Here is a 24,087-nt window from a genome sequence, read left to right as displayed (position 1 = left end):
GCGTGCTTCGCGGGCGCAGGTTCCGGTAACCTTCACACTTTCGCTTTGCAGGAATGCCTTACAGGATGAGCCACGACGCAGTCGCCCCCATCGCCGGCCAGGGAAAGATGCCGCGCCAGATTCCGTACATCATCGGCAATGAGGCCTGCGAGCGGTTCAGTTTCTACGGGATGCGCAACATCCTGGTGCAGTTCCTGATCACCTCGCTGCTGCTGCAGGAACTCACTGCAGAAGGCCGCGCCGGTGAAGCCAAGGACATCATGCACAGCTTCATGATCGGCGTGTACTTCTTCCCGCTGCTCGGTGGCTGGCTGGCCGACAAGTTCTTCGGCAAGTACCACACCATCCTGTGGTTCAGCCTGGTCTACTGCGCCGGCCACCTGTGCCTGGCGCTGTTCGAGAACAGCCGCGAAGGCTTCTTCCTGGGCCTGGGCCTGATCGCGCTGGGCGCCGGTGGCATCAAACCGCTGGTGGCCTCGTTCATGGGCGACCAGTTCGACCAGAGCAACAAGCACCTGGCCAAGATCGTCTTCGACGCCTTCTACTGGATCATCAACTTCGGTTCGCTGTTCGCCTCGCTGCTGATCCCGCTGGTGCTGAAGAACTGGGGCCCGCAGTGGGCCTTTGGCATTCCCGGCATCCTGATGTTCATCGCCACCTTCGTGTTCTGGCTGGGCCGCAAGCGCTACGTGCTGGTGCCGCTGCCGCCGAAGGATCCGCATTCGTTCGCCAACGTGGTGCGCACCGCGCTGACTGCGCGCGTGGCCGGCCAGGGCCGTCCGGGCCTGGTGATGGCCATTGCCGGCCTGGTGCTGGCCGCCGCCTCGTTCGGCCTGGTCGGTTCGCTGGGCATCGTGATCTGCCTGTGCCTGGCGCTGGTGGCCATCCTGGCCGGCATCGGCGGCGGCACCTGGCTGCAGCTGGACCGCGCCCGCGCGCAGCATCCGGCCGAAGCCGTGGAAGGCGTGCGCGCCGTGCTGCGCGTGCTGGTCATCTTCGCCCTGACCACCCCGTTCTTCTCGCTGTTCGACCAGAAGGCTTCCACCTGGGTGCTGCAGGGTCAGCAGATGCAGATGCCGAGCTGGTTCACCGCCTCGCAGATGCAGGCACTGAACCCGCTGCTGGTGATGATCCTGATCCCGTTCAACAACCTGGTGCTGTACCCGGCGCTGCGCCGCTTCGGCTTCGAGCCGACCGCGCTGCGCCGCATGACCGCCGGTATCGCCTTCAGCGGCCTGGCCTGGATCGTGGTGGGCGGCATCCAGGTGGTGATGGACGGTGGCAATGCCATGTCGATCTTCTGGCAGATGCTGCCGTATGCGCTGCTGACCTTCGGTGAAGTGCTGGTCTCGGCCACCGGCCTGGAGTTCGCCTACAGCCAGGCGCCGCAGGCCATGAAGGGCGTGGTGATGAGCTTCTGGAACCTGACCACCACCATCGGCAACCTGTGGGTGCTGCTGTCCAACGCAGCGGTGCGCAACGAGGCGGTGACCCACAAGATCGCCAGCACGGGCCTGAGCGAGGCGGCGTTCCTGATGTTCTTCTTCGCCGGCTTCGCCTTCATTGCGGCGTTCGCCTTCGGTTGGTATGCACGACGCTATCGTATGGTCGACAACTACCGCAGCGCCTGAGCCTGACCTGACATGACCCCCGTCAATCTCCTGTTGATCGCCATCACCGCCGTGCTGTCCTGGATGGCGTTCAACAACCGCAAGCTGGCTGACCGCCTGATCCTGTGGCCGCCGGCGGTGGACCGCCACCGCCAGTACGACCGCCTGGTCACCTACGGCTTCATCCATGCCGACTGGCCGCACCTGATCTTCAACATGTTCACCCTGTTCTTCTTCGGGGGATACATCGAGAGCGTGATGGTGCAGCTGACCGGCAGCTTCCTGACCTATCCGGCGTTCTACCTGGGGGCGCTGCTGGTGTCGATCCTGCCCAGCTACCTGAAGAACCAGAAGAATCCGAACTACCTCAGCCTGGGCGCGTCCGGTGCGGTGTCGGCGGTGCTGTTCGCCTACATCCTGCTGAACCCCTGGAAGATCATCCTGGTGTTCTTCATTCCCGCGCCGGCCATCGTGTATGCCGCGTTCTACGTCGGCTACAGCATCTGGATGGACAAGCGCGGCGGCGATCGCATCAACCACAGCGCGCATCTGGCGGGCGCAGCGTTCGGCATCATCTTCATGCTGGCCATGCAGCCGGCCATCTTCAGCCACTTCCTGCGCGAGCTGTCCAACCCCACCTTCAGCCTCGGCGGCTGAAGCGTGCCTGGGGTCGGATCCGCTGGATCCGACCCCGGTCCACCCGGTTTCAGGCCTGGCTGGCCTGGCCGTAGGTATCCAGCAGCCGCGAATACACTTCCTCGCCGATGCGCTGGAAGTCCTGCTCTTCGGTCTGCCCTTCCACAGCCAGCTGCAGGAGGCCTTCCAGCAGGGCGCGGTCGGTATCGGATGGGGACGGGTTGGGGTGCATGATGGGCCTCCACGGCAGAGTACGGGGACATCGTTCGCAAGGGCCGTGCCAGTGCGGCCGTACCCCTGCGAAGGGGTTAGCGGCCGCCCGCGCTGCAGCTTGAGGGGCACAAACTGACGCAGCCCGGCAGTCCTTGCCCCTGTTCAGGCTTCACGCGATCATGGCGCCCGGCTGCGCACCATCCACGCAGTCGCCGCAGGAGACAGTCCCATGGCTTCGGTCACACCCCCCGGTCTGGCCTATGAGGTCGCGCATGACCAGGCCAACCACCGTTTCACCGCCCGCGTGCGCGGGCACGTGGCGGTGCTGGACTACCAGCTCAAGCGCAAGCGCATGGTGATCACCCACACCGAAGTGCCCGAGCCGATTGCCGGCCGCGGTGTTGCCGGCGAGTTGACGCGGGTGGCGCTACGCTTTGCCCGTGAGCACAAGTACAAAGTGGTGCCGGCCTGCGCGTATGCCGAGGCATTCCTGCAGCGGCACGAGGAGTTCCACGACCTGCTGGTGGGGTGATGCCGGCGGGCCACGCTTCAGCCACCGCGGGCGATGATGTACGAACATGAACAGGGGATCCCGATGAAGAACGGAAACAACCGGCCGTTGCGCGCAAGCGTGCTGGCCGGGGCAATGGGCGTGCTGCTGCTGGCCGGTTGCCAGCGCGGCGACGATGCAGCACCGGCTACCGACAGCGCACCCAGCGCGGATGCCAGCGCGCCGGCCACGGTGCAGGCGCCTGCCGCCGAAGCACCGCTGGACCTGCGCGATGTGATCGAGAACAACGAGCGCGAGGTGGTGGGAATCAGCTATCCGGCCGGCATCGACCGCTACCCGGGCCTGGCCCGCGCGCTGCAGGACTACGCGACCTCGGCCCGCAGCGATCTGCAGCAGGCGCTCGATGGCCTGGGCAATGACAAGCCGACCATGCCCTACGAGCTGTCGCTGAGCTTTGAGAAGGTGCTGGAAACCCCGCGGCTGGTAGTGGTCAGTGCCGATGGCAGCCGCTACACCGGTGGCGCCCACGGCGAACCATTGGTGGCACGTTTCGTGTGGCTGCCGCAGCAGCAGCAGATGCTGAGCGCCGACAAGCTGGTGGCCGACAGCAAGGGCTGGAAGGCGGTCAGTGATTTCGTCGCCGACCAGTTGCGCGAGCGCGTGGCCACGCGCCTGAGCGGCGAAGACATGGAACCGGCCGAACTGCAGGAATCGCTGCGCAATGCCTCGCGCATGATTGCCGAAGGCACCGGCCCGCAGGCTGACAACTTCAGCCAGTTCCAGCCGCTGACCGATGACAAGGGCCAGATCACCGCCCTGCGGTTCGTGTTCCCGCCCTACCAGGTGGGGCCGTATTCGGATGGCACGCAGACCGCCGATGTGCCGGCCGCCGTGCTGCTCCCGCACGTGGCCAAGGACTACGTGGAGCTGTTCGCCCGCGGTTGACCGCCCAGCAGGAGGTGTCGTGGATAAAGGGTTGCAGGAGCGGGTGACCGGCCTGCTCCACGAAGCCGGGGTCCGCATTGGCGGCACCCAGCCACAGGACATCCAGGTGCATGACCCGCGCTTCTTCGCGCGGGTCATGGGCCAGGGCTCGCTCGGCCTGGGCGAAAGCTACATGGATGGCTGGTGGGACGCCAACGTGCTGGATGAATTCCTGGTGCAGCTGATGCAGGCGCACCTGGATGAGCGCGTGCACGGCTGGCGCGAAGTCGCCGATGCCTTGAAGGCGCGCCTGTTCAACCTGCAGGCCGGGCAGGGCAGCTACGAGGTGGGCCGGCGCCACTACGACCTGGGCAACGATCTCTACCGCGCCATGCTGGGCCAGTACATGGTCTACAGCTGTGGCTACTGGCGCAACGCGGTAGACCTGGATGCGGCGCAGGAGGCCAAGCTGGACCTGGTCTGCCGCAAGCTGGGCCTGCGCCCGGGCCAGCGGGTGCTGGACATCGGCTGCGGCTGGGGCGAGGCATTGAAGTACGCCGCCGAGCGCTACGGCGTGAGCGGAGTGGGCGTGACCATTTCCCAGGAGCAGGCCCAGTTCGCCCGTGAGCGCTGTGCCGGGTTGCCGATCGATATCCGCCTGCAGGATTACCGCGAACTGGACGAACCGTTCGATGCGGTTTTCTCGATCGGCATGTTCGAACACGTGGGCGACAAGAACTACGGCAGTTTCTTCGAGGTGGCGCGGCGCTGCCTGTCGCCACGTGGCCTGCTGCTGCTGCACACCATCGGCAGCAACGTTTCCCGCCACCGCACCGACCCGTGGATCGCCCGGTACATCTTCCCCAACTCGATGCTGCCCTCGGCGGTGCAGATCAGCCGCGCGTTTGAAGGGCGGTTCGTGCTGGAGGACTGGCACAACTTCGGCACCGACTACGACCTGACCCTGCAGGCGTGGCGGCGGAATGTGGAAGCGGCCTGGCCGACACTGGACGCGCAGCGCTACGACGAGCGCTTCCGCCGCATGTGGCGGTTCTACCTGGCCGGTTCGATGGCCAGCTTCCGCTGTCGCCATGCGCAGCTGTGGCAGCTGGTGCTGTCGCCCGACGGCGTGCCCGGCGGATACGTCGCGCCGCGTTGAGGGCAGGCATGGGGTCCAGGCATGGGGTCAGAGCCCTTTCCTGTGGAAAGGGATCCGACGCCGGGGTCAGATCCCATTTCGTAGAGATGGGCTCTGACCCCGGCCAACAAAAAAACCGCCCGGTCTCCCGGGCGGTTTTCGTTTCAGGCTACCAGGCGGGCGATCAGTTGCCGGCGCCGGTCAGGCCGCGCTTTTCCAGCAGCGGTTCGATCTGCGGCTCGTGGCCGGCGAAATCGCGGAACAGCTGCATGGCATCCACGCTGCCGCCCTTGGACAGCAGGGTGGCGCGGAAGTGGTCGCCATTCTTTCGGCTCAGGCCGCCGTTGTCGCGGAACCACTTCTGGGTGTTGGCGTCCAGCACTTCCGACCAGATGTAGGCGTAGTAGCCAGCCGAGTAGCCGCCCATGATGTGGCTGAAGTACGGGGTCTTGTAGCGCGGCGGCACCGGCGCGTAGTAGATGCCGTCCTTTTCCAGGGCCGCACGTTCGAAGGCCATCACGTCCTTGGCCGCCGGCACCTGGTCAGCGCCGATCTGGTGCCAGCGCTGGTCCAGCATGGCCGCACCCAGGTATTCGGTGGTGGCAAAGCCCTGGTTGAACTTGGCCGCGGCCAGCACCTTGTCCAGCAGCGCCTGCGGCATGGCCGAACCGTTCTGGTAGTGCTTGGCGTAGTTCTTCAGGATGGCCGGGTTGTCCGACCACATCTCGTTCACCTGCGAGGGGAACTCGACGAAGTCACGCGGCACTGCGGTGCCCGAGAAGTACGGGTACTTCACGTTGGAGAACATGCCGTGCAGGGCGTGGCCGAACTCGTGGAAGGTGGTGGTCACTTCATCCCAGGTCAGCAGGGTCGGCTGGCCAGCCGGCGGCTTGGGGATGTTCAGGTGGTTGGCCACCACCGGCTTGAAGCCGGTCAGTTCGGACTGCGAAACGTAGGAGTTCATCCACGCACCGCCACGCTTGGAAGCGCGCGCGTACGGGTCGAAGATGAAGATCGCCAGCTGGCTGCCATCGGCATCGAACACGTCATAGACGGTCACGTCATCGTGGTAGACCGGCAGGTCGGTGCGCTGCTTGAAGGTCAGGCCGAATTCCTGGTTGGCGGCGAAGAACACGCCGTTTTCCAGCACGTTCTTCATTTCGAAGTACGGCTTCAGCTGCGATTCGTCGAAGTTGTACTTGGCCTGGCGCACCTTCTCGCTGTAGAAGGCCCAGTCCCACGGTTCCAGAGCGAAGGTCGGCTTGCCGGCGGCCTTCTGTTCCTTGTCGATCATCGCCTGCAGGTCGGCGGCTTCGCGCTTGGCGTTGGCCACCGCGGCCGGGGCCAGCTTGCCCAGCATGGCGTTGACCGCTTCGGGGGTCTTGGCGGTCTGGTTGGTCAGGTTGTAGGCGGCGAAGTTGGCAAAGCCCATCAGCTTGGCCTTGTCGGCGCGCAGCTGCATGATGCGCGAGACCAGGGCGGTGTTGTCGAACTCACCGCCACGGCTGCCACGGCTGACCGACGCTTCGTAGATCTTCTGGCGCAGCGCACGGTTGGCCAGGTTGGTCAGCGGCGGCTGGCCGGTGGTGTTGAGCAGGGTGATCACGTACTTGCCGTCCAGGCCACGGGCCTTGGCGGCCTCGGCAGCGGCGGCGATCTGTTCCTGCGACAGCCCGTCCAGTTCCTTCACGTCGTTGACGGTGATCGCCGAAGCATTCACTTCCGACTGCACGTTCTGGCTGAACTTGGTGCCCAGGTTGGCCAGTTCGGCATTCATCTTCTTCAGCGTGGCCTTGTCGGCCTCGGACAGCTTGGCGCCGGCGCGCACGTAGTTGTCGTAGTACTTCTCGACCAGGCGCACGCCTTCGGCATCCAGGCCCAGCTGGGTGCGGGTGTCATACAGCGCCTGGATGCGCGCGAACAGCTTGCCGTTCAGGGCGATCGCATCGCTGTGTGCGGCGAACTTGGCCGAGTAGTCGGCCTGCAGCTTCTTGCGTGCATCGTTGGTGTCGGCGCCGACCAGGCTGAAGAACACAGTGGTCGCGCGGTCCAGCACGTCGCCGCTCTTTTCCAGGGCGATGATGGTGTTGTCGAAGGTCGGCTTGGCCTTGTTGTTGGCAATCGCCTCCACTTCCTTCAGCTGCTGCGCCATGCCGGCGTCGAAGGCCGGGGCGAAGTCGCTGTCCTTGATCTTGTCGAACTGCGGGAAGTGCAGCGGCAGCGGGCTGTCGGCGAAGAACGGGTTGGCCTGCTGGGCGTTGGCGGCAGCGGCCGGGGTGGCAGCGCTGGCCGAATAGGCGGGCAGGGCAAGGCCGAGGGTCATGGCCACGGCAAGGGCAAGGCGGGTGGTCAAGGCGTAACTCCGGTAAGACAGACAAGGGCCCGAGCGTAACCTGCGCAGCGGGCTCGGCACTTGTGTCGAAAGGCATGGACGCCGCCCGCGCGGGGTGGTCCGCTGCGATTACCATGGGGTTTTCCTGACGGGAACGCTGCCATGGCCACCGCCTTCGATTTCACCTTCGTAGACCTGGACGGCCAGCCGCAGCCTCTGGCCCAGTACGCCGGTCGCCCGCTGCTGCTGGTGAACGTGGCCAGCCGCTGCGGCTTCACCCCGCAGTACACCGGGCTGGAACAGCTATGGCAGGACTACCGCGAGCGTGGCCTGGTGGTGGTCGGCTTCCCCTGCAACCAGTTCGGCGCGCAGGAGCCGGGCGATGCGGCGCAGATCCGCCAGTTCTGCTCGCTGGATTATCCCGTCAGCTTCCCGCTGTCGCAGAAGATCGAGGTCAATGGCGAAGGAGCCGATCCGCTGTGGGCGTGGCTGTCGCAGCAGAAGCGCGGGCTGCTGGGCAGCGCGCGCATCAAATGGAACTTCAGCAAGTTCCTGGTCGATCGGCAGGGCAACGTGGTGGACCGCTTCGCCCCCACCACCAAGCCCGAGCAGTTGCGCGGGGCCATCGAAGCGCTGCTGTAATCGCCCACGCCCGGCGTCGCGCGCGCTTGCCGCCGCTCAGTTTGCTGCGGCGCCCGCCTGCGAGGGGCGATTGCGCACGTCTTCAGGCAGCGCAGCGATGATCTCCTCGAGGATGCCCGGCAGGCTCGCTTCGCTGTAGCCGCGATGGGCATGGGCGACCTGTCCATCGCGGCCGATGATGAACATGTGTGGCACCGCGGTGATGCCGTACTGCTCGGCCAATGCGCCACGCGGATCGTGCAGGTAGTCCAGCTTCGGCCAGTCGCGGTGGCGCACCAGCCGGTTGACGTCGTTGCGCGGTTCGCCCCAGTTGATCGCGTAGACCTTCATCGCGTCTTCGCCGACCACCTTCTGCAGGTGCGCCAGGATCGGCAGTTCCTTGCGGCAGGGCCCGCACCAGGACGCCCAGAAGGTCACGATGACCACCTTGCCGCGCAGGTCGGCCAGGTTGACCGGCTTGCCCTGGCGGTCATTGCCCAATGCCTGCGGCGGCACCTCACCGGGGGCGGGCGATGCAGCCAGGGCCGGAAGGGCCATGGCCGCAAGCGCGGCCGCACACACCCACGCCCGCACCGACTGCGGGAACCGCTTGTTCGTCATCCTTGAGCCCCTGTTCGGGCCGGCGGCCCGTGCAGCGCAGACGATGCCGGGAAGGCGGCGTCCACGCAAGGGGCAGCGCAGGGCTTATTTTTCGACGAACGCGCGCTCGAACACGTAGTGGCCCGGCTGGCCGATGCGCGGCGAGACCTGGAAGCCGCGTGCATCGAGCACGGCGCGCAGGTCGGCCAGCATCTGCGGGCTGCCGCAGATCATCGCGCGGTCGTTTTCCGGGCTCAGTTCCGGCAGGCCCAGGGTACGCTGCATCTCGCCGCTTTCCATCAGCGAGGTCAGGCGGCCCTGGTTGGCGAACGGTTCGCGGGTCACGGCCGGGTAGTACAGCAGCTTGTCGCCGATCATCTCGCCCAGGAACTCGTGCTCACGCAGTTCCTTTTCAAAATAATCGCGGTAGGCCAGGTCCTTTTCGTAGCGCACGCCGTGGCACAGGATCACCTTGTCGAAGCGCTCGTAGGTTTCCGGGTCCTTGATGACCGACAGCCACGGCGCCATGCCGGTGCCGGTGCCCAGCAGGTACAGGTTCTTGCCCGGGTGCAGGTCGCTGATCAGCAGGGTGCCGGTGGGCTTCTTGCCGACCAGCACCTTGTCGCCCGGCTTGATGTGCTGCAGGCGGGAGGTCAGCGGGCCGTCCTGCACCTTGATGCTGAAGAACTCCAGATGCTCTTCCCAGTTCGCGCTGGCGATGGAATAGGCACGCAGCAGCGGCCGCGCCTCGGTTTCCAGGCCGATCATCACGAACTGGCCGTTCTCGAAACGGAAACCGCTGTCGCGGGTCAGGGTGAAGCTGAAGTAGGCGTCGGTCCAGTGGCGGACCTCAAGCACCGTTTCGGCGCCGAAAGCAGAAGACATTGGGGTAGTCGGGGCATGGTTTCGTCCCCTCCATTCTACCCCAAATGAGAGAAGTTCTCATTGGCCGGAACGAGAGGCGTTCTCAGCACGTCGGCACGGTTCAGCGATAGCCCGCCGCCTGCAGTTCGAACAGCTCGGCATAACGTCCGCCCTGGGCCATCAGTTCGGCGTGGGTGCCGCTGGCCTCCAGCCGGCCTTCGGCCAGCACCAGGATGCGGTCGGCCATGCGCACCGAAGAGAAACGGTGCGAAATGAGCACCGCGGTGCGCTGCTCGGCCAGTTCGCGGAAGCGCTGGAACACTTCGAACTCGGCGCGGGCATCCAGTGCCGCGGTGGGCTCGTCCAGGATCATCACCTGCGCATCGCGCATCCACGCGCGGGCGATGGCGATCTTCTGCCACTGCCCCCCGGACAAGTCCACACCCTGCTTGAAGCGCCGCCCGATCAGCTGTTCGTAGCCGCCGGGCAGAGCATCGATCACCTCTTCGGCCATGCCGCGGCGTGCCGCATCGGCAATGCGGGCCTGGTCGGCCATGGCTTCCATCTGGCCCACGCCGATGTTCTCGGCGGCGGTCAGGTTGTAGCGCACGAAATCCTGGAAGATCACGCCCAGGTTGGCGCGCAGGTCGTCCAGGTCGTAGTCGCGCAGGTCACGGCCATCCAGGAGGATGCGTCCTTCATCCGGCTCGTACAGGCGTGCCAGCAGCTTCACCAACGTGGTCTTGCCGGCGCCGTTCTCGCCCACCAGGGCCAGCACTTCGCCGGCCTGCAGCTGGAAGTCCAGGTGGCGCACCGCCCACTGCTCGGCATCGGGGTAGCGGAAGCCCACGTTCTCGAACACGAAGCCCTGCTTGATCGGGCGCGGTACGGCCACGGCGTTGTCGCGCGAATGGATTTCCGGCTGGATCTGGAAGAACGAATACAGATCGTCCAGGTACAGGGCTTGGCTGGCCACCTGCGAGAACCCGATCAGCAGCCCTTCCAGCAGCTGGCGCAGGCGCAGGAAACTGCCGGCCAGGAAGGTCAGGTCACCGATGCTGAAATCCCCGCGCACGGTGCGCCAGGCGATATAGGCGTAGGCGGTGTAGTAACCCAGCGTGCCCAGCGCCGCCAGCAGGGTGCCCCAGAACGCGCGACGCCGCGCCAGCGAACGGTTGGCCAGGAACAGTGCCGCCGACAGCCGCCTGTAGCGCTCGACCAGGAAGCGGTGCAGGTTGAAGATCTTCACTTCCTTGGCCGTTTCCACGCTGGCGCCGAGCTGGCGCAGGTAGTCCAGCTGGCGGCGCTCGGGCGTCCACAGGAAGTTGAGGCTGTAGCCGGCCGCGTTGAAGTGCGATTCGCCGATGAAGGCGGGCACCAGGGCCAGGGCCAGCAGCGCGATCAGCCACGGCGCGTAGACCAGCAGGCCCACGGCCAGGCTGACCACGGTGATCGCATCCTGCACCTGGCCGAACAACTGGCTCATCAGGTTCATGCGGCCCATGGTCTGGCGCCGGGCGCGGTCCAGCTTGTCCTGCAGGTCGGGGTCTTCGAAGTCTTCCAGGTCCAGCGTGGCGGCATGTTCCATCAAGCGCACGCTGGTGGCGTTGGCGAACAGCTCCGACAGCAGCGCGTCGGCGTAGCTGACCAGCCGCCCCAGCAGGTCCGAGGCGATGGCCAGGCCGAATTCCAGCGCCAGTAACTCCAGCAGCGGGTTCAACAGGCCGCTGGATAGAGCTTCGCCCAGCGGCGGAAAGCCGGCCCCGTGCTGGCTCAGGTGCAGGGCGGTGTCGATGATCAGCTTGCCCACGTACAGCATCGCCACCGGCAGCAGGGCGCGGATGATGCGCAGGCCCAGGCTGGCCAGGGTCAATGCCGGGCTGGTCTGCCACACCTGGCGCAGGAACGGCGGCAGGTTGCGCATGGCCTTGAAGCGCTGGCGCAGGCTGGGTTTCTTTTCGTTGGCAGCAGGCATGCCGCCATTGTGCGCGCGCACGGCGTGCAGATGGGGTCAGATGGGGTCAGATCCCTTTGCAGCGCAAAGGGTTCTGACCCCCGACCCATCGTGTCGACCAAGGTCGACAGCTACCAACTGCAGCGGGACACCTGCCGACGGCCACCTGACCCACCTCGCCATCCCACAGAGCCCCAGCTGTTGACGTTGCCCTTGCTCTGGCCGTTGCCTCTGCGGGTGCCGGGCGCAGCCCGGCCAGGCAACCCCCTTACGGCAGCGGCGGCAGCAGGCCGGCGCCCAGCCGGTTCCAGGCGTTGATCACCGCAATGCCCATGCTCAGGTCGCTGATGCCCTTTTCGTCGAAGTGCGGCGCCAGCGCGTCGAATGCTTCCTGTGACGGTGCGCCATCGGTCAGCCGGGTCAGCGCCTCGGCCCAGCCCAGCGCCGCGCGCTCGCGCGCATCGAAGAAGCGGCTTTCATGCCACGCCGGCAGGGTGTCCAGCTTGCGCGGCTCGATGCCGCCCTTGCGCAGCGCCGTGCCGTGCATGTCCATGCAGTAGCCACAGCCGTTGAGCTGGGACACGCGCAGGAACACCAGTTCCATCAACGTCGGGTCGATCGAGCTGTCATGCACCGCCTTGCTGGTGGCCAGCAGGCCCTTGAAGGCCTCGGCAGCCAGGCGGGTGTAGGGAACGCGGGGAGAGGCGTGGTCGGACATGTTCGGCTCCACGGCGGCCACGGTGGCCGCCTTTCACTACCAGGACGCCGCCGCGTCCGCCGCCGTGACAACCGCCGACAACTTTTCCGGGTTCAGCACGCTGTAGACCTCGGCGATGCGCCCGTTCACCACCTGCACCGTGGTGACCGAATGCAGGCGTTGGCCATCGAAGCGCAGGATCGCCGGCTCGCCGTTCACATAGCCCAGCTGCGCGGTGTGGCCCAGGCCGCGCTGGGCAATGGCCCAGAACAGCCGGCCGATGCGCTCGGCGCCCAGCAGCGGCCGGATCGCGGCGGTTACCACGCCGCCGCCATCGGAGACCAGGCGCGCGTTGGCATGCAGCAGGGCCTGCACGGCCTGGCTGTCGCCCTGCTGGGTGGCGTGCATGAAGCGCGCCAGCAGTTCGCGGTGCTGGCTGGCATCGGCGTTGAAACGCGGGCGCCCGGCCTGCAGGCGCTGCCTCGCCCGATGCACCAGCTGCCGGCAGTTGGCCTGGCTGTGGCCGATCAGTTCGGCGATCTCGGCATAGTCGTGGTCGAACACTTCCTTCAGCAGGAAGGCCGCGCGTTCCTCCGGCCCCAGCTGTTCCAGCAGGGTCAGGAAAGCCACCGACACGTCGTCGGCCAGCGCGTGGCGCTGCGCCGGTCCCGGTGCCGGGTCGGGCTCCAGGCTGATCGCCAGCGGTTCGGCCAGCCACGGGCCCACGTAGTGCGCGCGCTCGCGCCGGGCCGCGCGCAGGCGGTCCAGGCCCAGCCGCGTGGTGGCGGTCACCAGCCACGCCTCGGCATCGCGCACGCTGGCCGGGTCGGCACCGGACCAGCGCAGCCAGGCGTCCTGCACTACGTCCTCGGCGTCGGCGCGGCTGCCCAGCAGGCGGTAGGCCAGCGCCATCAGGCGCGGACGGTGGGTCTGGAAGGTCGATTCAGCGTTCATGTCGGCAAGGACGCCAGAGAGGGCGGGGGCGTGACAAGGGGGCGGGGTCAGAGCCCTTTCCCGCGGAAAGGGATCTGACCCCTGCGAATCTACGCGCAGTCGGCGGAGGGGGTAAAATGGGCGGATTACCCCCGCCAGCCTTGAGCAAGCGAGCAAGCCGTGACATCGATCAAGCAGGAAGACCTCATCCAGTCCATCGCCGACGCGCTGCAGTACATCTCGTACTACCACCCGGTCGACTACATCAAGAACCTCGCCGCCGCCTACGAGCGCGAAGAGTCGCCGGCCGCGAAGGAAGCGATGGCCCAGATCCTGATCAATTCGCGGATGTGCGCCGAAGGCCACCGTCCGATCTGCCAGGACACCGGCATCGTCACCGTGTTCCTGGAAATCGGCATGGACGTGCGCTGGGACGACGCCACCATGGGCGTGGAAGACATGGCCAACGAAGGCGTGCGCCGCGCCTACTTGCACCCGGAAAACAAGCTGCGCGCTTCGGTGCTGGCCGATCCGGCCGGCAAGCGGGTCAACACCAAGGACAACACCCCCGGCGTGGTCAACGTCAAGGTGGTGCCGGGCAACACCGTCGACGTCATCGTCGCCGCCAAGGGTGGTGGTTCGGAAGCCAAGACCAAGTTCGCCATGCTCAACCCGTCCGACTCGATCGTCGACTGGGTGCTGAAGACCGTGCCGACCATGGGCGCCGGCTGGTGCCCGCCGGGCATGCTCGGTATCGGCATCGGTGGCACCGCTGAAAAAGCGATGCTGCTGGCCAAGGAGGCGCTGATGGAGCCGATCGACATCACCGATCTGCAGGCCCGTGGCGCATCCAACCGCATCGAAGAGCTGCGCCTGGAGCTGTACGAGAAGGTCAACGCGCTGGGCATCGGCGCGCAGGGCCTGGGTGGCCTGACCACCGTGCTGGACATCAAGATCAACGATTACCCGACCCACGCGGCCAACCTGCCGGTGGCGATGATCCCGAACTGCGCGGCCACCCGCCATGCGCACTTCACCCTGGATGGCAGCGGCCCGGTGATGCTGGATCCGCCGTCGCTGGAAGACTGGCCGAAGCTGACCTACGACGCGTCCAAGGGCACCCGCGTGGACCTGGACACGATCACCCCCGAAGACGTGGCCAACTGGAAGCCGGGCCAGACCCTGCTGCTCAATGGCAAGCTGCTGACCGGCCGCGACGCCGCGCACAAGCGCATGGTCGACATGCTCAACAAGGGTGAGGAACTGCCGGTCGACCTGAAGGGTCGTTTCATCTACTACGTCGGCCCGGTCGATCCGGTGCGCGACGAAGTGGTGGGCCCGGCCGGCCCGACCACCGCCACCCGCATGGACAAGTTCACCGAGCAGGTGCTGGCACAGACCGGCCTGCTGGGCATGGTCGGCAAGGCCGAACGCGGCCCGGCCGCCATCGAGGCCATCAAAAAGCACAAGTCGGCCTACCTGATGGCCGTCGGTGGTTCGGCCTACCTGGTGTCCAAGGCGATCAAGGCGGCCAAGGTCGTCGGCTTCGCCGACCTGGGCATGGAAGCGATCTACGAGTTCACCGTGCAGGACATGCCGGTGACCGTGGCGGTCGATTCCACCGGTGAATCGGTGCACAAGACTGGCCCGCGCGAATGGCAGGCCCGCATCGGCAAGATTCCGGTGGTGGTGGAGTAATCCCCACCGGTTGCAGGAGAACGGCGCCGCAGGGCGCCGTTTTTCGTTTGACGCCGCACGAAGGTCGGCACTGCTAGGCTTCGCTGGGTTTTCCGATGTATTGAACAGGGAGTGTCCAATGTCATTGTTTCGATGCTTTGCGCTGCTGTGTGTTGTTTCCCTCGCCGCTTGCAGCAGCAGCGGCGATCTGCACGACGGCGCACCCGGCAACAACGCCAGCGCACAATGCGTGATGGCGTGCCAGCAGTACCGCAATGCCTGCCTGGCCCGTTCGGATTCAGACCGTCGTTCCACCTGTGATGCGCAGGCGGCGAGCAAGTGCGACCGGATCAAGGATGACGAGATGCGCCGCTCCTGCATGTCGCAGGCGCAGGCCTGCATGGACCAGTCGCCGTTGATCAGCTGCAGCCAGGACGCCGACAGCTGCATGGCGTCGTGCGGCGGTGGTTGAGCACATGGGCGCATAATCGGCGTTTCCCGCAACCGGAGTCGTCGCATGCGCACTACGCTGTATGGGTCTGTCAGCACCGCCTCGCTGGTGGTGCACTGGCTGCTGATCGAACTGGGCATCGAGCACGAACTGGTGCTGCTGGATTTCGACCGGCGCGAGCACAAGTCGGCGCAGTACCTGGCGCTGAACCCGGCAGGCGTAGTGCCGACGCTGATGATCGATGGCCAGGTACTGACCGAGGCGGCCGCGATCGCGCTGTACCTGGCCGACCGCCATCCTGAAGCAGGCCTGCTGCCGGCACCGGGTACACCCGCACGCGGCGAGGCATATCGCTGGATGTTCTGGTGTGCCAACACCCTGCAGCCCGCCTACCGCGCGTGGTTCTACCCGCATGAAGCGGCGGGAGAAGCGAATGTCGCCGCTACCCAGGCGATGGCCCGGCAACGCCTGGAGGCCGCCTGGCAGCGGATGGCCGCACACCTGCAGACGCAGGGGCCGTATGTGCTGGGCGAGGCGCCCAGCGTGGTCGATTTCATGCTGGTGATGCTGATGCGCTGGTCGCGCAACATGCCCACGCCCACCGACAGCCTGCCGGTGCTGAAGATCCATGCGCAGCGGATGAAGGCACGCCCATCGTTCGCAGAGACCTACCAACGCGAAGGCATCACCGACTGGGTGTGATCATCAGAAGCGTGGCGGGGTAGAGTCGACCGTTGGTCGACTGCTCTCCGATCAGCTGGCGCACAGCCCCGCGCTGCGCGCGATAGTCGACTGGCAGTCGACTCTACCGGCCGTGCCAGCACGATCTCCGGCGGGGTAGAGTCGACCGTTGGTCGACTCTACCTACAGCAGGTCGAGGGCGCGCTCCGGCGGCCGGCACAGCCGCGTGCCCTTGGGCGTGCGCACCACGGGTCGATTGATCAGGCGCGGGTGCTCGGCCATGGCGGCCAACAGCGCGGCGTCATCCGCGCCGGCCAGGCCCAGTTCGGCGAACTGCGCCTCCTTGCTGCGCACCAGCTCACGGGCGGTCAGGCCGGATTCGGCCAGCACTGCACGCAGGGTCGCGACGTCAGGCGGGTTGCCAAGGTAATCCACCACCAGCGGTTCAATGCCGGCGTCGCGGATCAGGGCCAGGGCCCCGCGCGAATTGCTGCACGCCGGGTTGTGCCAGATCGTCACCGCCATCAGAACCACTCCAGCAGCGACACGCCCACGCCCACGTAGGTGGCCTTGTGGTTGTAGTCGATCAGGCTTTCGCCGTAGCCGTCGAAGATCTGCACGTGGCCGCGCAGCAGGTTGCTGATCGGGAAGCCGTAATCGAGCTGCAGCGCGCCGTGCGAGCGGTCGCCGGTGCGCAGCGAATGGCGCGCCATCAACGAGACCTCGTGGCCGTTGCGGTTCCAGATGAGGGTGGCATCGCCACGGCCCATGTAGTCTTCAATGTCCGGATTGTTGTCGTCGCTGCGCGTTTCCGGAATGCGGTACCAGGGCCGCAGTACCAGCGCCCAGTTCTCGCGGTCCAGGCCGATGTTGAGCATGACCCGGTTCCAGCTGCGCGACAGCGGATCGGCGCGGCCGTTGGACTGATGGTTCAGCGCGATGCCGGTCATGCGGCCGCGCCAGCCACCGATCGAGTAGCCGTTGCGGAACACCATCATCACTTCCGGCTCGTAGTTCGTTTCGCGGAAGGGGCGGGAATTCTCGGCGTTGTAGGCCTGCCAGCGCGAGCTCTGGGTATAGCCGGCCCAGATATCGCCGTTGTCGCCGAACAGGTTCTCGGCGATCTTGGTCTTGAAGCTGATCTGGAACTTCAGCTCGGTGCTGTCCAGCACCTGCGGCGTGGTCACGCTGTTGGCCGGGTTCGGCGACTGCGGCATCTGGTTCTTGTCGCTGGTCCAGAACGCGGGCAGCAGGTAGACCGGCTTGTAGGCGCGCAGCTGGAACGGGCCCAGCTTGGAGTCTTCGGCCAGTTCCCAGCGGCTGTCCAGCAGCGAGCCACGGCCGGCGTTGGCCAGCGCGCTGTCATCCGGGGCAGGGCGGAAGATGTCACCCACGCGGGCACGCAGGTTCTCTTCGCCCTGGCTCAGGCGGGCGGCACGGCGTTGTTCGCGCAGGGCCTGTGCGGCCTGCTGGGCGGCCGCATCGGCGGCGGCGGTGGCCTCGGCACTGCGGCCGAACAGCCGGTCGTAGCAGGCCAGGCGGGCGGCATCGGTGTCGATGGCGGCGCAACCGGCCGGTGTGGTGGTGGCGGTCGGCACGATCTCCTGCGCGGCCACGGGCGCGGCGGCCAGGGCCAGCGCCAGCGGGGCAAGGCGGGGGAGCAGAGCGGGGAGGGTCATTGCAGCAGGCCCTTCAAAATGAATACGGTGGATGCACAGTGTGGCGGCTGCCCGCACCTGCGGCCAGCCCCTTCGGTTTATGCCCGGCACCGGCGTGCGTGGGGTGTGAAGACGGGGGTGTCAGAGCAACCAGGCGAAGGCGAACAGCCCCAGCATGGCAATGACCAGCGCCAGCTTCAGCGCCAGCCCCAGCAGGATGCCCAGCCAGGTGGCCAGGCCCACCTTGGTGGAGCGGCCCAGCTCGCGGCTGTGCCAGTACTCGCCCAGCAGGGCACCCAGCAGCGGACCGGCGAACAGGCCGATGGGCATGAAGAACAGGCCCACGATGCTGCCCACGAAGGTGCCCCAGAGGGCCTTGCGGCTGGCGCCGACCCGCTGCGCACCCACCACCGTGGCCAACACGTCGACCAGCAGCGACAGCACGGTCAACACGGCCAGGATCACCAGCGTGGGCCAGCCCACATGCGCGAAACCGTCAGCCCAGGCCGCCAGCAGCAGGCCCAGGAACACCAGCGGCACCCCCGGAAGGGCCGGCAGCACGATGCCGGCCAGGCCGACCAGGACAGAAATGACCGCTAGCAGATACAAGATGAATGAGAGGTCCATGCTGTTCCGTATGTTTGGCTTTTTGGGGTTGACAGTGAAAGATTTTGCCAGTTGCTTTTTCGTTTTGGTCGGGTTAAGTTGCAGTCGCTGAGCTTGGCAAGGTCACCGTGGATCGTGGCCTGATGAAGCAAGATCTCACCGATCCGCTGCATCGTTGCACCTCGCTTCCCCCTTGCTTGTCAGCCGCCCAACCAGGCGTATCCAACAACAAGAGAGAGTCACCAGGGAGTTAGTGAGATGTCTGATCGCGAGAGCGGTACCGTCAAGTGGTTCAACGATGCAAAGGGCTTCGGCTTCATCAGCCGTGAAAACGGCGAAGATGTGTTCGTGCACTTCCGTGCCATCCAGACCCAGGGCTTCAAGAGCCTGAAGGAAGGCCAGAAGGTCACCTTCACCGTCGTGCAGGGCCAGAAGGGCCTGCAGGCCGATGCTGTGCAGCCGGTCTGACCGGAACGCATCGCGCTGAACGAAAAAGGCCCGCGCGAGCGGGCCTTTTTCTTGGCCAGTGGCCCGGCGCAGGTCAGCGCAGGATCACCCGGCCGTTGACCACGCGCACGTAGGTGTTCTCGCGGATGCCCGCCAGGTCGCGCTGGTTCACCACCACGGTGCGGCCATCATCCATGCGCACGGTGATGTCGTAGGTATCGCTGGTCACGTTCTTCTGGATCTGGTTGCCGGCCAGTGCGCCACCGACCGCGCCTGCGGCGGCGGCGATGTTCTTGTTGCCGCGGCTGCCGCCGGTGTGGTCGGAAATCTCATGACCGGCAACGGCGCCGACCAGACCGCCCAGAATGGCGCCGGTGGCGGCCGGTGCGGTGCGGCCCGAGGCCACGGTGTTGATGCGGGTGACGATGCCGCAGTCCGCGCAACGGCCCTGGTTGTAGCCGGAGTTGTTGCCGTAGCCGCCGTTGTTGTAGCCATTGTTGTAACCACCGCCGCCGTAGCCGGGCGAGGTGGCGCAGCCGGCCAGCGCAAGGGTGGCAATGGTGGCGGCAGCGATGAGCTGGATCTTCATGGGGCGTCTCCTGGCCGTGAAGGCGGGTGCGGGTGGTACTGCGTCATGCAGCAGGGTGGCTGGAATCGTCCGCTTTCACACGTGAACAAGGTGCCAACCGCGACAGCGCATTCCGGCTGGAAGATGAATCAGCGGAAATCCTGGTGGCAGGCGCGGCAATCGTCCTGCACGGCCTTCACCAGTGTTGCCAGTGCCGCGCAGTCGGTTGGCGGCGCGGCCAGCGCGTCGTTGAGCCTGCCCCGGTAGGCACTGGCATGGGCCTGGAAGCGGCGGTCGTGCTGCAGCTGCGGGAAGACCAATTCCAGGTCGTTGGACAGCAGGCGCAACACCTGCAGGCGCGGCACGCTGTCGGCCAGGCTGCAGCGGTTCTGCTGCTGGGCCTGCTGCAGCAGTTGCGACTGCCTCTGCATCACCTGCATCAGGCTGTCGGGAAACGGATCGCGACGGGCCTGCAGGGCGCGGCCCACCATCACCGTGGCCACCAGGCCGATCAGCAGGCCCAAGGCCAGCACGAACAGATAGCGGTAGGCCGTGGTCTGGCCGGGGGAGGGGCTGGCAGTCATGCGGGCACTCCGGGCATGCAACGGTGGGTTCGGTTGCGGCGCGCTGTGGCGACCGCCGCCTGCACGTTAAAATAGCCGCATGAACGAACAGGTCAAAGAACGCTTCGCCGGCATTGAACGGCTGTATGGCGTGGGCGCGCTCGAGCGCCTGCAGGGCAGCCGCGTGGCGGTGGTGGGCATGGGCGGCGTCGGCTCGTGGGTGGTCGAAGCGCTGGCGCGTTCGGCGGTGGGGCATCTGACCTTGATCGATGCCGACGATATCTGCGTGTCCAACACCAACCGCCAGTTGCCGGCCATGGAGGGCAACTACGGGCGCAACAAATCGGTGGCGATGGCCGAGCGCTGCCGTGCCATCAATCCGCAGATCGAGGTGGATGCGGTGGAGGCGTTCCTGACCACCGGCAACATGGCCGAACTGCTGGACCGCAGCTTCGATCTGGTCATCGACGCCTGCGACAGCTTCCGGGTGAAGGTGGAAACCATTGCCTGGTGCCGGCGCCGCAAGCTGCCGCTGTTGACCGTGGGCGCCGCCGGTGGCCGCACCGATCCCACCCTGGTGCGCATCCGCGATGTCTCGCGCACCGAACATGACGCCATGCTGGCGCTGATCCGCAAGAAGCTGCGCAGCGAGTTCAACTTCCCCAAGAACGCCAAGCGCTACTTCGGCGTGCCGGCGGTGTATTCGCTGGAAAACGTGAAGTACCCGCAGGCCGATGGCAGCGTCTGTGGCCTGCGCCCGAACCTGGGGGCCGATGCGGCGCTGAAGCTGGATTGCGGTGCCGGCCTGGGGGCGGCCACGCACATCACCGGCGCCTTCGCCTTCGCAGCAGTAGGCAAGGCCCTGGAAATGCTGCTGGAGCCGAAGAAGGTGAAGGCCGAAGCAGACGCCGCGTAGGACCGGTAGCGCCGGGCCATGCCCGGCGACGCGTCAGACTGCGGGCAGGTTGAACAACCGCCGCGCGTTGTCGGCGGTCGCCTCGGCCACCGCATCGACCTTCACCCCACGCAGCGCAGCCACATGGCGGGCAATCACTGCCAGCCGCGCTGGCTCGTTGCGCTGGCCGCGAATGCCGGCATCGGGCTGGTCGGGTGCATCGGTTTCCAGCAGCAGCTGTTCCAGCGGCATGTCGCGCACCAGGCGGTGCAGGCGCTGCGCGCGCTCATGGGTCAGCGGCCCGCCCAGGCCCAGCAGAAAGCCCTGCTTGTGCAGCTGCACGGCCTGTTCCGGGCTGCCGGAATAGCTGTGCACCACCCCACGCAGCCCGCCGATGCGGCGTATCGCGGCGATCACCGCATCCACTGCCTTGCGCGCGTGCACGATCACTGGCAGGTCGAACTCCCGCGCCAGCTGCAACTGGCCGAGAAAGTAATCCTGCTGGGCCTGCACATCCAGATCGCCCGCGAAGAAATCCAGGCCGCACTCGCCGATCGCACATGGGCGCTCGCGCTCGATCCAGTCGCGCAGCTGCTGCAGATGCTCGGGCCGGTGTTGGGCCAGGAACATCGGGTGCAGGCCGTAGGCCGGGTACAGCCCCTTCGCCTGCTGGCAGACCTGGCGCAGCTTCGGCCAGCTGGCGGCAGTAACCGCCGGCACCACCTGGGCCTGCACCCCGGCCGCTTGGGCGCGTGCGATCACCGCATCGCGATCGGGGTCGAATTCGCTGGCATCCAGGTGGCAATGACTATCGATCAGCACGCTCAACCCTGCTGCAACGGCGGCGGCACGGCCGCGCCGCGCTGCTTCCAGTTGGCCAGCAGCAGCGTGCCCAGGCCCAGCAGCAGCTCATCCACGAACGGAATCGGGTCCGGGATGAAGAAGGTGATGGCAAACAGACCGGCGGTCAGCTTGAACAGGGTGGGGTAGCGCAGCCGGCGTGCCCATTGCAGAACCGGCAGCAGCATCGGGTTGGCCATGGTGGAAGTCCATGCGGGGAATATGCAAACGCTACCACGGGCACAGCATTTCCAGATGCTGAATGGGTTACGGCCGTGAGCAGGAAATGTGGAGATTCCGTTCAGGCGGACCATGCTGCAATCTGTCCCGAGAACGTTGCGGATCGTCCGCAGGGAGCAGGTCATGAAAAGCACAACTACAACGGTCCTGGTCGCAGCAGGCGCACTGCTGGTCGGTGGTATCGCTACCGCCGCCTTCATGAAGAGTGGCTCGTCGGCCGACGTGGCCGGTTCGGCCCAGCCCTCGGCGGAATCCCGCCTGGCCGATGGCAGCGCGGCCGATGACGGTGCGCGCACCGATACGCTCGACCCGAGCGCGCCGCGTGGGCTGGAATACGCCGATGTGCTGAAGGTCGACCCGATCACTGAAAAGCAGAAGGCCTACGCCACGGTCATCGGCACCGATGCGGTGCGCGAGACCTCCACCACCCAGACCCCGCACGAAGTCTGCCAGGATGTGGTGGTGCAGGAGCGCCTGCCCGAACGTGATGGCAACGTCGGTGGCACCGTGGTCGGCGCCGTGGTCGGCGGCCTGCTGGGCAACCAGGTCGGTGGCGGCAATGGCAAGAAGGCCGCTACCGCTGCCGGTGCTGTGGCCGGTGGCTTCATCGGCAACCAGGTGGACAAGCGCCACGTTGGCGGCCGCGTGGTGAACCGCACCGAGCGCCAGTGCCACACCGAAACGGCCACGTCTGAATCCAGCCGCGTGACCGGCTACAACGTGACCTATCGCAACGAAGACGGCACCACCGGCACCATGCGCATGGCCAGCAAGCCGGGTAACCGCATCGCCATGGGTACCAACGACGTGGTCAAGGGTTACAACGTGACTTACCGTTACGACGGTGCTGAAAAGACCGTGCGCATGGAGAACAAGCCGGCCAGCGATCGCCTGCCGGTGGTCGATGGCCAGCTGGTCACCCAGACTGCAGCAGCGGGCGATACGGCCGCCAACCGCCAGTAACGTACGCAGCGCAGCGGGTATCGGACAGGCCGGCATTTGCCGGCCTGTTTCGTTTCCGGGTCTGGATTCTGCGCCGGTAGCGACGATGATGTCCGGCATGGTCTGGCAGAGGAACCGGCATGAGCATCTTCGATCTGCGCATCGAAACCGAGCGGCTGATCCTGCGTCCGCCGCAGGCGCACGACCTGGAACCTTACCTGGCGTTCTGTGCCGATGAAGAAACGATGCGCAGCCTGGGTGGGGTGCAGCCACCGTCGGTGGCCTGGCGCAGCTTCTGCAGCCTGGCCGGTGCCTGGCAGTTGTTCGGCTATTCGATGTTCAGCGTGATCGAAAAAGCCAGCGGTGACTGGGTCGGCCGCATGGGCCCTTGGCAGCCGCTGGGCTGGCCCGGCCCGGAGGTGGGCTGGAGCATCCGCCGCGCCAGTTGGGGCCAAGGCTATGCGCCGGAAGCGGCGGTGGCCGCCATCGATTGGGCCTTCGCCACGCAGGACTGGCAGGAAGTGATCCATACCATTGCCGAGGACAACGAAAAATCCAGTGCCGTGGCGCGCAAGCTGGGCAGCCAGCTGCTGCGCATGGGCCAGTTGCCGCCACCCTACCAGGGCCCGCCGCTGCAGATCTGGGGGCAGTCGCGCGCGCAATGGCAGCAACGCCGGCGTTGATGCTGCACCCGCGCTTGGCATCGGCCGATGTGCTTGCCAGACTGCGTGCAGCCGGCCGTCGGCCGGGATGTCCTGGAGCAGGCAATGGTGGAAGAGCGCGTTCCGTTGACGGTGCATGGCATGTCGGTGTCGGGCAACTGCCACAAGGTGCGGATGCTGCTGGAGCAGCTCGGCAGCCGCTACCGCTGGGTGGAAGTGGACAGTGCGCATGGGCAGACCCATTCGCCTGAATTCCTGGCCCTCAACCCGAATGCGAAGGTGCCGCTGATCGTGCGCGACGATGGCCGCGTGTTGACCGAATCCAACGCGATCCTGTTCTGGCTGGCCGAAGGCACGCCGTACCTGCCCAGCGATGGCTGGGAGCGCGCGCAGGCGCTGAGCTGGATGTTCTTCGAACAGTACAGCCACGAACCCTGCGTGGCGGTGGCGCGCTTCATCCGTGGCTGGACCGATGCCGATTCGCCGCGCCGGGCCGAACTGCCGCGCCTGCATGAGCGGGCCGCGACCGCGCTGGCGGTGATGGAGCAGCACCTGCGGCAGGCGCAGTGGTTCACCGGCAGCGAGTACGGCATCGCCGACATTGCGCTGTTCGCCTACACCGATGTTGCTGCAGACGGTGGCATCGACCTGCAGCCGTTCGCGGAAGTACGCGCCTGGCTGCAGCGGGTGCGCGAGCAGCCACGTTTCGTGGCGATGCCGGCGGTGACGCCCGAGGTACGCGCACGGTTGGACGCACGCGGGTAGCGTCCAGCCCGGCACGGTAGCGCCGGGCCACGCCCGGCGGAATGCAACAACGACACGGA

At 66.4% G+C, this 24,087-nt stretch carries 28 protein-coding genes; 14 read left to right on the top strand and 14 right to left on the bottom strand.

Annotated features, from left to right (window positions below; all coding sequences use genetic code 11):
- The first annotated feature begins 65 nt into the window (after positions 1-65).
- Positions 66-1,631, top strand: a complete 1,566-nt coding sequence (locus tag C1922_RS12670; protein WP_108750078.1) for an oligopeptide:H+ symporter — start codon at positions 66-68, stop codon at positions 1,629-1,631.
- Positions 1,632-1,643: 12 nt separating this feature from the next.
- The gene (locus C1922_RS12665) at positions 1,644-2,267 is read left to right on the top strand and encodes a rhomboid family intramembrane serine protease (protein WP_108750077.1); all 624 of its coding nucleotides are present in this window, start codon (positions 1,644-1,646) and stop codon (positions 2,265-2,267) included.
- Between the two features lie 49 nt (positions 2,268-2,316).
- Here C1922_RS12665 and C1922_RS20530 read toward each other — a convergent pair whose 3' ends face one another.
- Positions 2,317-2,478: a hypothetical protein gene (locus tag C1922_RS20530; protein ID WP_199911963.1), complete on the bottom strand. Its 162-nt coding sequence runs from the start codon at positions 2,476-2,478 to the stop codon at positions 2,317-2,319.
- A gap of 210 nt (positions 2,479-2,688) precedes the next feature.
- Between C1922_RS20530 and C1922_RS12660 the strand changes: the two genes are divergently transcribed.
- Genes C1922_RS12660 through cfa form a run of 3 tightly spaced genes read left to right on the top strand, consistent with a single transcriptional unit; the run spans position 2,689 to position 5,053 of the window.
- Positions 2,689-2,991 (top strand): GNAT family N-acetyltransferase, encoded by a 303-nt coding sequence (locus C1922_RS12660; protein WP_108750076.1) that lies wholly within the window; start codon positions 2,689-2,691, stop codon positions 2,989-2,991.
- A 36-nt stretch (positions 2,992-3,027) separates the two neighbouring features.
- Complete coding sequence (locus tag C1922_RS12655; RefSeq protein WP_108751589.1) at positions 3,028-3,915, top strand: DUF3298 and DUF4163 domain-containing protein; 888 nt, start codon at positions 3,028-3,030, stop codon at positions 3,913-3,915.
- Positions 3,916-3,934: 19 nt separating this feature from the next.
- Positions 3,935-5,053: a cyclopropane fatty acyl phospholipid synthase gene (gene cfa, locus C1922_RS12650; RefSeq protein WP_108750075.1), complete on the top strand. Its 1,119-nt coding sequence runs from the start codon at positions 3,935-3,937 to the stop codon at positions 5,051-5,053.
- A gap of 163 nt (positions 5,054-5,216) precedes the next feature.
- Here the strand turns inward: cfa and C1922_RS12645 are convergent, their stop codons facing one another.
- On the bottom strand, positions 5,217-7,385 hold the full coding sequence (locus C1922_RS12645; RefSeq protein ID WP_108750074.1) for a M3 family metallopeptidase: 2,169 nt from the start codon (positions 7,383-7,385) through the stop codon (positions 5,217-5,219).
- 141 nt (positions 7,386-7,526) lie between these two features.
- Between C1922_RS12645 and C1922_RS12640 the strand changes: the two genes are divergently transcribed.
- Complete coding sequence (locus C1922_RS12640; protein WP_108750073.1) at positions 7,527-8,006, top strand: glutathione peroxidase; 480 nt, start codon at positions 7,527-7,529, stop codon at positions 8,004-8,006.
- 36 nt (positions 8,007-8,042) lie between these two features.
- Here the strand turns inward: C1922_RS12640 and C1922_RS12635 are convergent, their stop codons facing one another.
- The 5 genes from C1922_RS12635 to C1922_RS12615 all read right to left on the bottom strand — a co-directional run bounded on the left by C1922_RS12635 (position 8,043) and on the right by C1922_RS12615 (position 13,054).
- On the bottom strand, positions 8,043-8,606 hold the full coding sequence (locus C1922_RS12635) for a TlpA disulfide reductase family protein (protein WP_234413315.1): 564 nt from the start codon (positions 8,604-8,606) through the stop codon (positions 8,043-8,045).
- Between the two features lie 84 nt (positions 8,607-8,690).
- Positions 8,691-9,470: a ferredoxin--NADP reductase gene (locus C1922_RS12630; protein ID WP_108750072.1), complete on the bottom strand. Its 780-nt coding sequence runs from the start codon at positions 9,468-9,470 to the stop codon at positions 8,691-8,693.
- A gap of 100 nt (positions 9,471-9,570) precedes the next feature.
- Entirely contained in the window at positions 9,571-11,424 is a 1,854-nt protein-coding gene (locus C1922_RS12625) for an ABC transporter ATP-binding protein (RefSeq protein WP_108751587.1), read from the bottom strand.
- Positions 11,425-11,671: 247 nt separating this feature from the next.
- Positions 11,672-12,121 carry a carboxymuconolactone decarboxylase family protein gene (locus tag C1922_RS12620; protein ID WP_108751586.1) on the bottom strand — a complete coding sequence of 150 codons (450 nt, stop codon included), beginning with the start codon at positions 12,119-12,121 and terminating at the stop codon, positions 11,672-11,674.
- A gap of 36 nt (positions 12,122-12,157) precedes the next feature.
- Complete coding sequence (locus C1922_RS12615) at positions 12,158-13,054, bottom strand: RNA polymerase sigma-70 factor (protein WP_108750071.1); 897 nt, start codon at positions 13,052-13,054, stop codon at positions 12,158-12,160.
- Positions 13,055-13,213: 159 nt separating this feature from the next.
- On the opposite strand from C1922_RS12615, the gene C1922_RS12610 reads away from it, so the two are divergent.
- From C1922_RS12610 to C1922_RS12600, 3 genes are all read left to right on the top strand, one after another.
- On the top strand, positions 13,214-14,731 hold the full coding sequence (locus C1922_RS12610; RefSeq protein ID WP_108750070.1) for a fumarate hydratase: 1,518 nt from the start codon (positions 13,214-13,216) through the stop codon (positions 14,729-14,731).
- Between the two features lie 118 nt (positions 14,732-14,849).
- Complete coding sequence (locus tag C1922_RS12605; protein ID WP_159091968.1) at positions 14,850-15,182, top strand: hypothetical protein; 333 nt, start codon at positions 14,850-14,852, stop codon at positions 15,180-15,182.
- 45 nt (positions 15,183-15,227) lie between these two features.
- Positions 15,228-15,863: a glutathione S-transferase family protein gene (locus C1922_RS12600; RefSeq protein WP_108750069.1), complete on the top strand. Its 636-nt coding sequence runs from the start codon at positions 15,228-15,230 to the stop codon at positions 15,861-15,863.
- Positions 15,864-16,025: 162 nt separating this feature from the next.
- On the opposite strand, the gene arsC is transcribed toward C1922_RS12600, so the two are convergent.
- The 3 genes from arsC to C1922_RS12585 form a co-directional block, all read right to left on the bottom strand.
- Positions 16,026-16,367 carry an arsenate reductase (glutaredoxin) gene (gene arsC / locus C1922_RS12595; protein WP_108750068.1) on the bottom strand — a complete coding sequence of 114 codons (342 nt, stop codon included), beginning with the start codon at positions 16,365-16,367 and terminating at the stop codon, positions 16,026-16,028.
- Positions 16,367-17,521, bottom strand: coding sequence for a phospholipase A (locus tag C1922_RS12590; RefSeq protein WP_108750067.1), 1,155 nt, complete (start codon positions 17,519-17,521; stop codon positions 16,367-16,369). The genes arsC and C1922_RS12590 overlap by 1 nt, the downstream gene beginning before the upstream one ends.
- 120 nt (positions 17,522-17,641) lie before the next feature.
- Complete coding sequence (locus C1922_RS12585) at positions 17,642-18,127, bottom strand: DUF456 domain-containing protein (protein ID WP_108750066.1); 486 nt, start codon at positions 18,125-18,127, stop codon at positions 17,642-17,644.
- Between the two features lie 237 nt (positions 18,128-18,364).
- Between C1922_RS12585 and C1922_RS12580 the strand changes: the two genes are divergently transcribed.
- Positions 18,365-18,574 carry a cold-shock protein gene (locus tag C1922_RS12580; RefSeq protein WP_065197592.1) on the top strand — a complete coding sequence of 70 codons (210 nt, stop codon included), beginning with the start codon at positions 18,365-18,367 and terminating at the stop codon, positions 18,572-18,574.
- Positions 18,575-18,647: 73 nt separating this feature from the next.
- Here the strand turns inward: C1922_RS12580 and C1922_RS12575 are convergent, their stop codons facing one another.
- Both C1922_RS12575 and C1922_RS12570 read right to left on the bottom strand, forming a co-directional pair.
- Positions 18,648-19,142 carry a glycine zipper 2TM domain-containing protein gene (locus C1922_RS12575; RefSeq protein ID WP_108750065.1) on the bottom strand — a complete coding sequence of 165 codons (495 nt, stop codon included), beginning with the start codon at positions 19,140-19,142 and terminating at the stop codon, positions 18,648-18,650.
- Between the two features lie 128 nt (positions 19,143-19,270).
- Entirely contained in the window at positions 19,271-19,705 is a 435-nt protein-coding gene (locus C1922_RS12570) for a cytochrome c (RefSeq protein WP_108750064.1), read from the bottom strand.
- Positions 19,706-19,784: 79 nt separating this feature from the next.
- Here C1922_RS12570 and C1922_RS12565 point away from each other — a divergent pair, with 79 nt between their 5' ends.
- Complete coding sequence (locus C1922_RS12565; protein ID WP_108750063.1) at positions 19,785-20,600, top strand: tRNA threonylcarbamoyladenosine dehydratase; 816 nt, start codon at positions 19,785-19,787, stop codon at positions 20,598-20,600.
- A gap of 33 nt (positions 20,601-20,633) precedes the next feature.
- Here C1922_RS12565 and C1922_RS12560 read toward each other — a convergent pair whose 3' ends face one another.
- Both C1922_RS12560 and C1922_RS12555 read right to left on the bottom strand, forming a co-directional pair.
- Positions 20,634-21,407: a TatD family hydrolase gene (locus C1922_RS12560; protein WP_108750062.1), complete on the bottom strand. Its 774-nt coding sequence runs from the start codon at positions 21,405-21,407 to the stop codon at positions 20,634-20,636.
- Positions 21,404-21,619, bottom strand: a complete 216-nt coding sequence (locus C1922_RS12555) for a DUF6116 family protein (protein ID WP_108750061.1) — start codon at positions 21,617-21,619, stop codon at positions 21,404-21,406. The genes C1922_RS12560 and C1922_RS12555 overlap by 4 nt, the downstream gene beginning before the upstream one ends.
- A gap of 163 nt (positions 21,620-21,782) precedes the next feature.
- Here C1922_RS12555 and C1922_RS12550 point away from each other — a divergent pair, with 163 nt between their 5' ends.
- The 3 genes from C1922_RS12550 (at position 21,783) to C1922_RS12540 (ending at position 24,028) form a co-directional block, all read left to right on the top strand.
- On the top strand, positions 21,783-22,622 hold the full coding sequence (locus C1922_RS12550) for a glycine zipper 2TM domain-containing protein (protein WP_108750060.1): 840 nt from the start codon (positions 21,783-21,785) through the stop codon (positions 22,620-22,622).
- Between the two features lie 119 nt (positions 22,623-22,741).
- Positions 22,742-23,284 (top strand): GNAT family N-acetyltransferase, encoded by a 543-nt coding sequence (locus C1922_RS12545; RefSeq protein WP_108750059.1) that lies wholly within the window; start codon positions 22,742-22,744, stop codon positions 23,282-23,284.
- A gap of 84 nt (positions 23,285-23,368) precedes the next feature.
- Entirely contained in the window at positions 23,369-24,028 is a 660-nt protein-coding gene (locus tag C1922_RS12540) for a glutathione S-transferase family protein (RefSeq protein ID WP_108750058.1), read from the top strand.
- Positions 24,029-24,087: the final 59 nt, after the last annotated feature.

This window comes from Stenotrophomonas sp. ZAC14D2_NAIMI4_7 (assembly GCF_003086675.1).
In the GTDB taxonomy this organism is placed as follows: domain Bacteria; phylum Pseudomonadota; class Gammaproteobacteria; order Xanthomonadales; family Xanthomonadaceae; genus Stenotrophomonas.
Note: the sequence above shows the minus strand (reverse complement) of the source record. Positions and strands in the feature narration are given on the sequence as shown.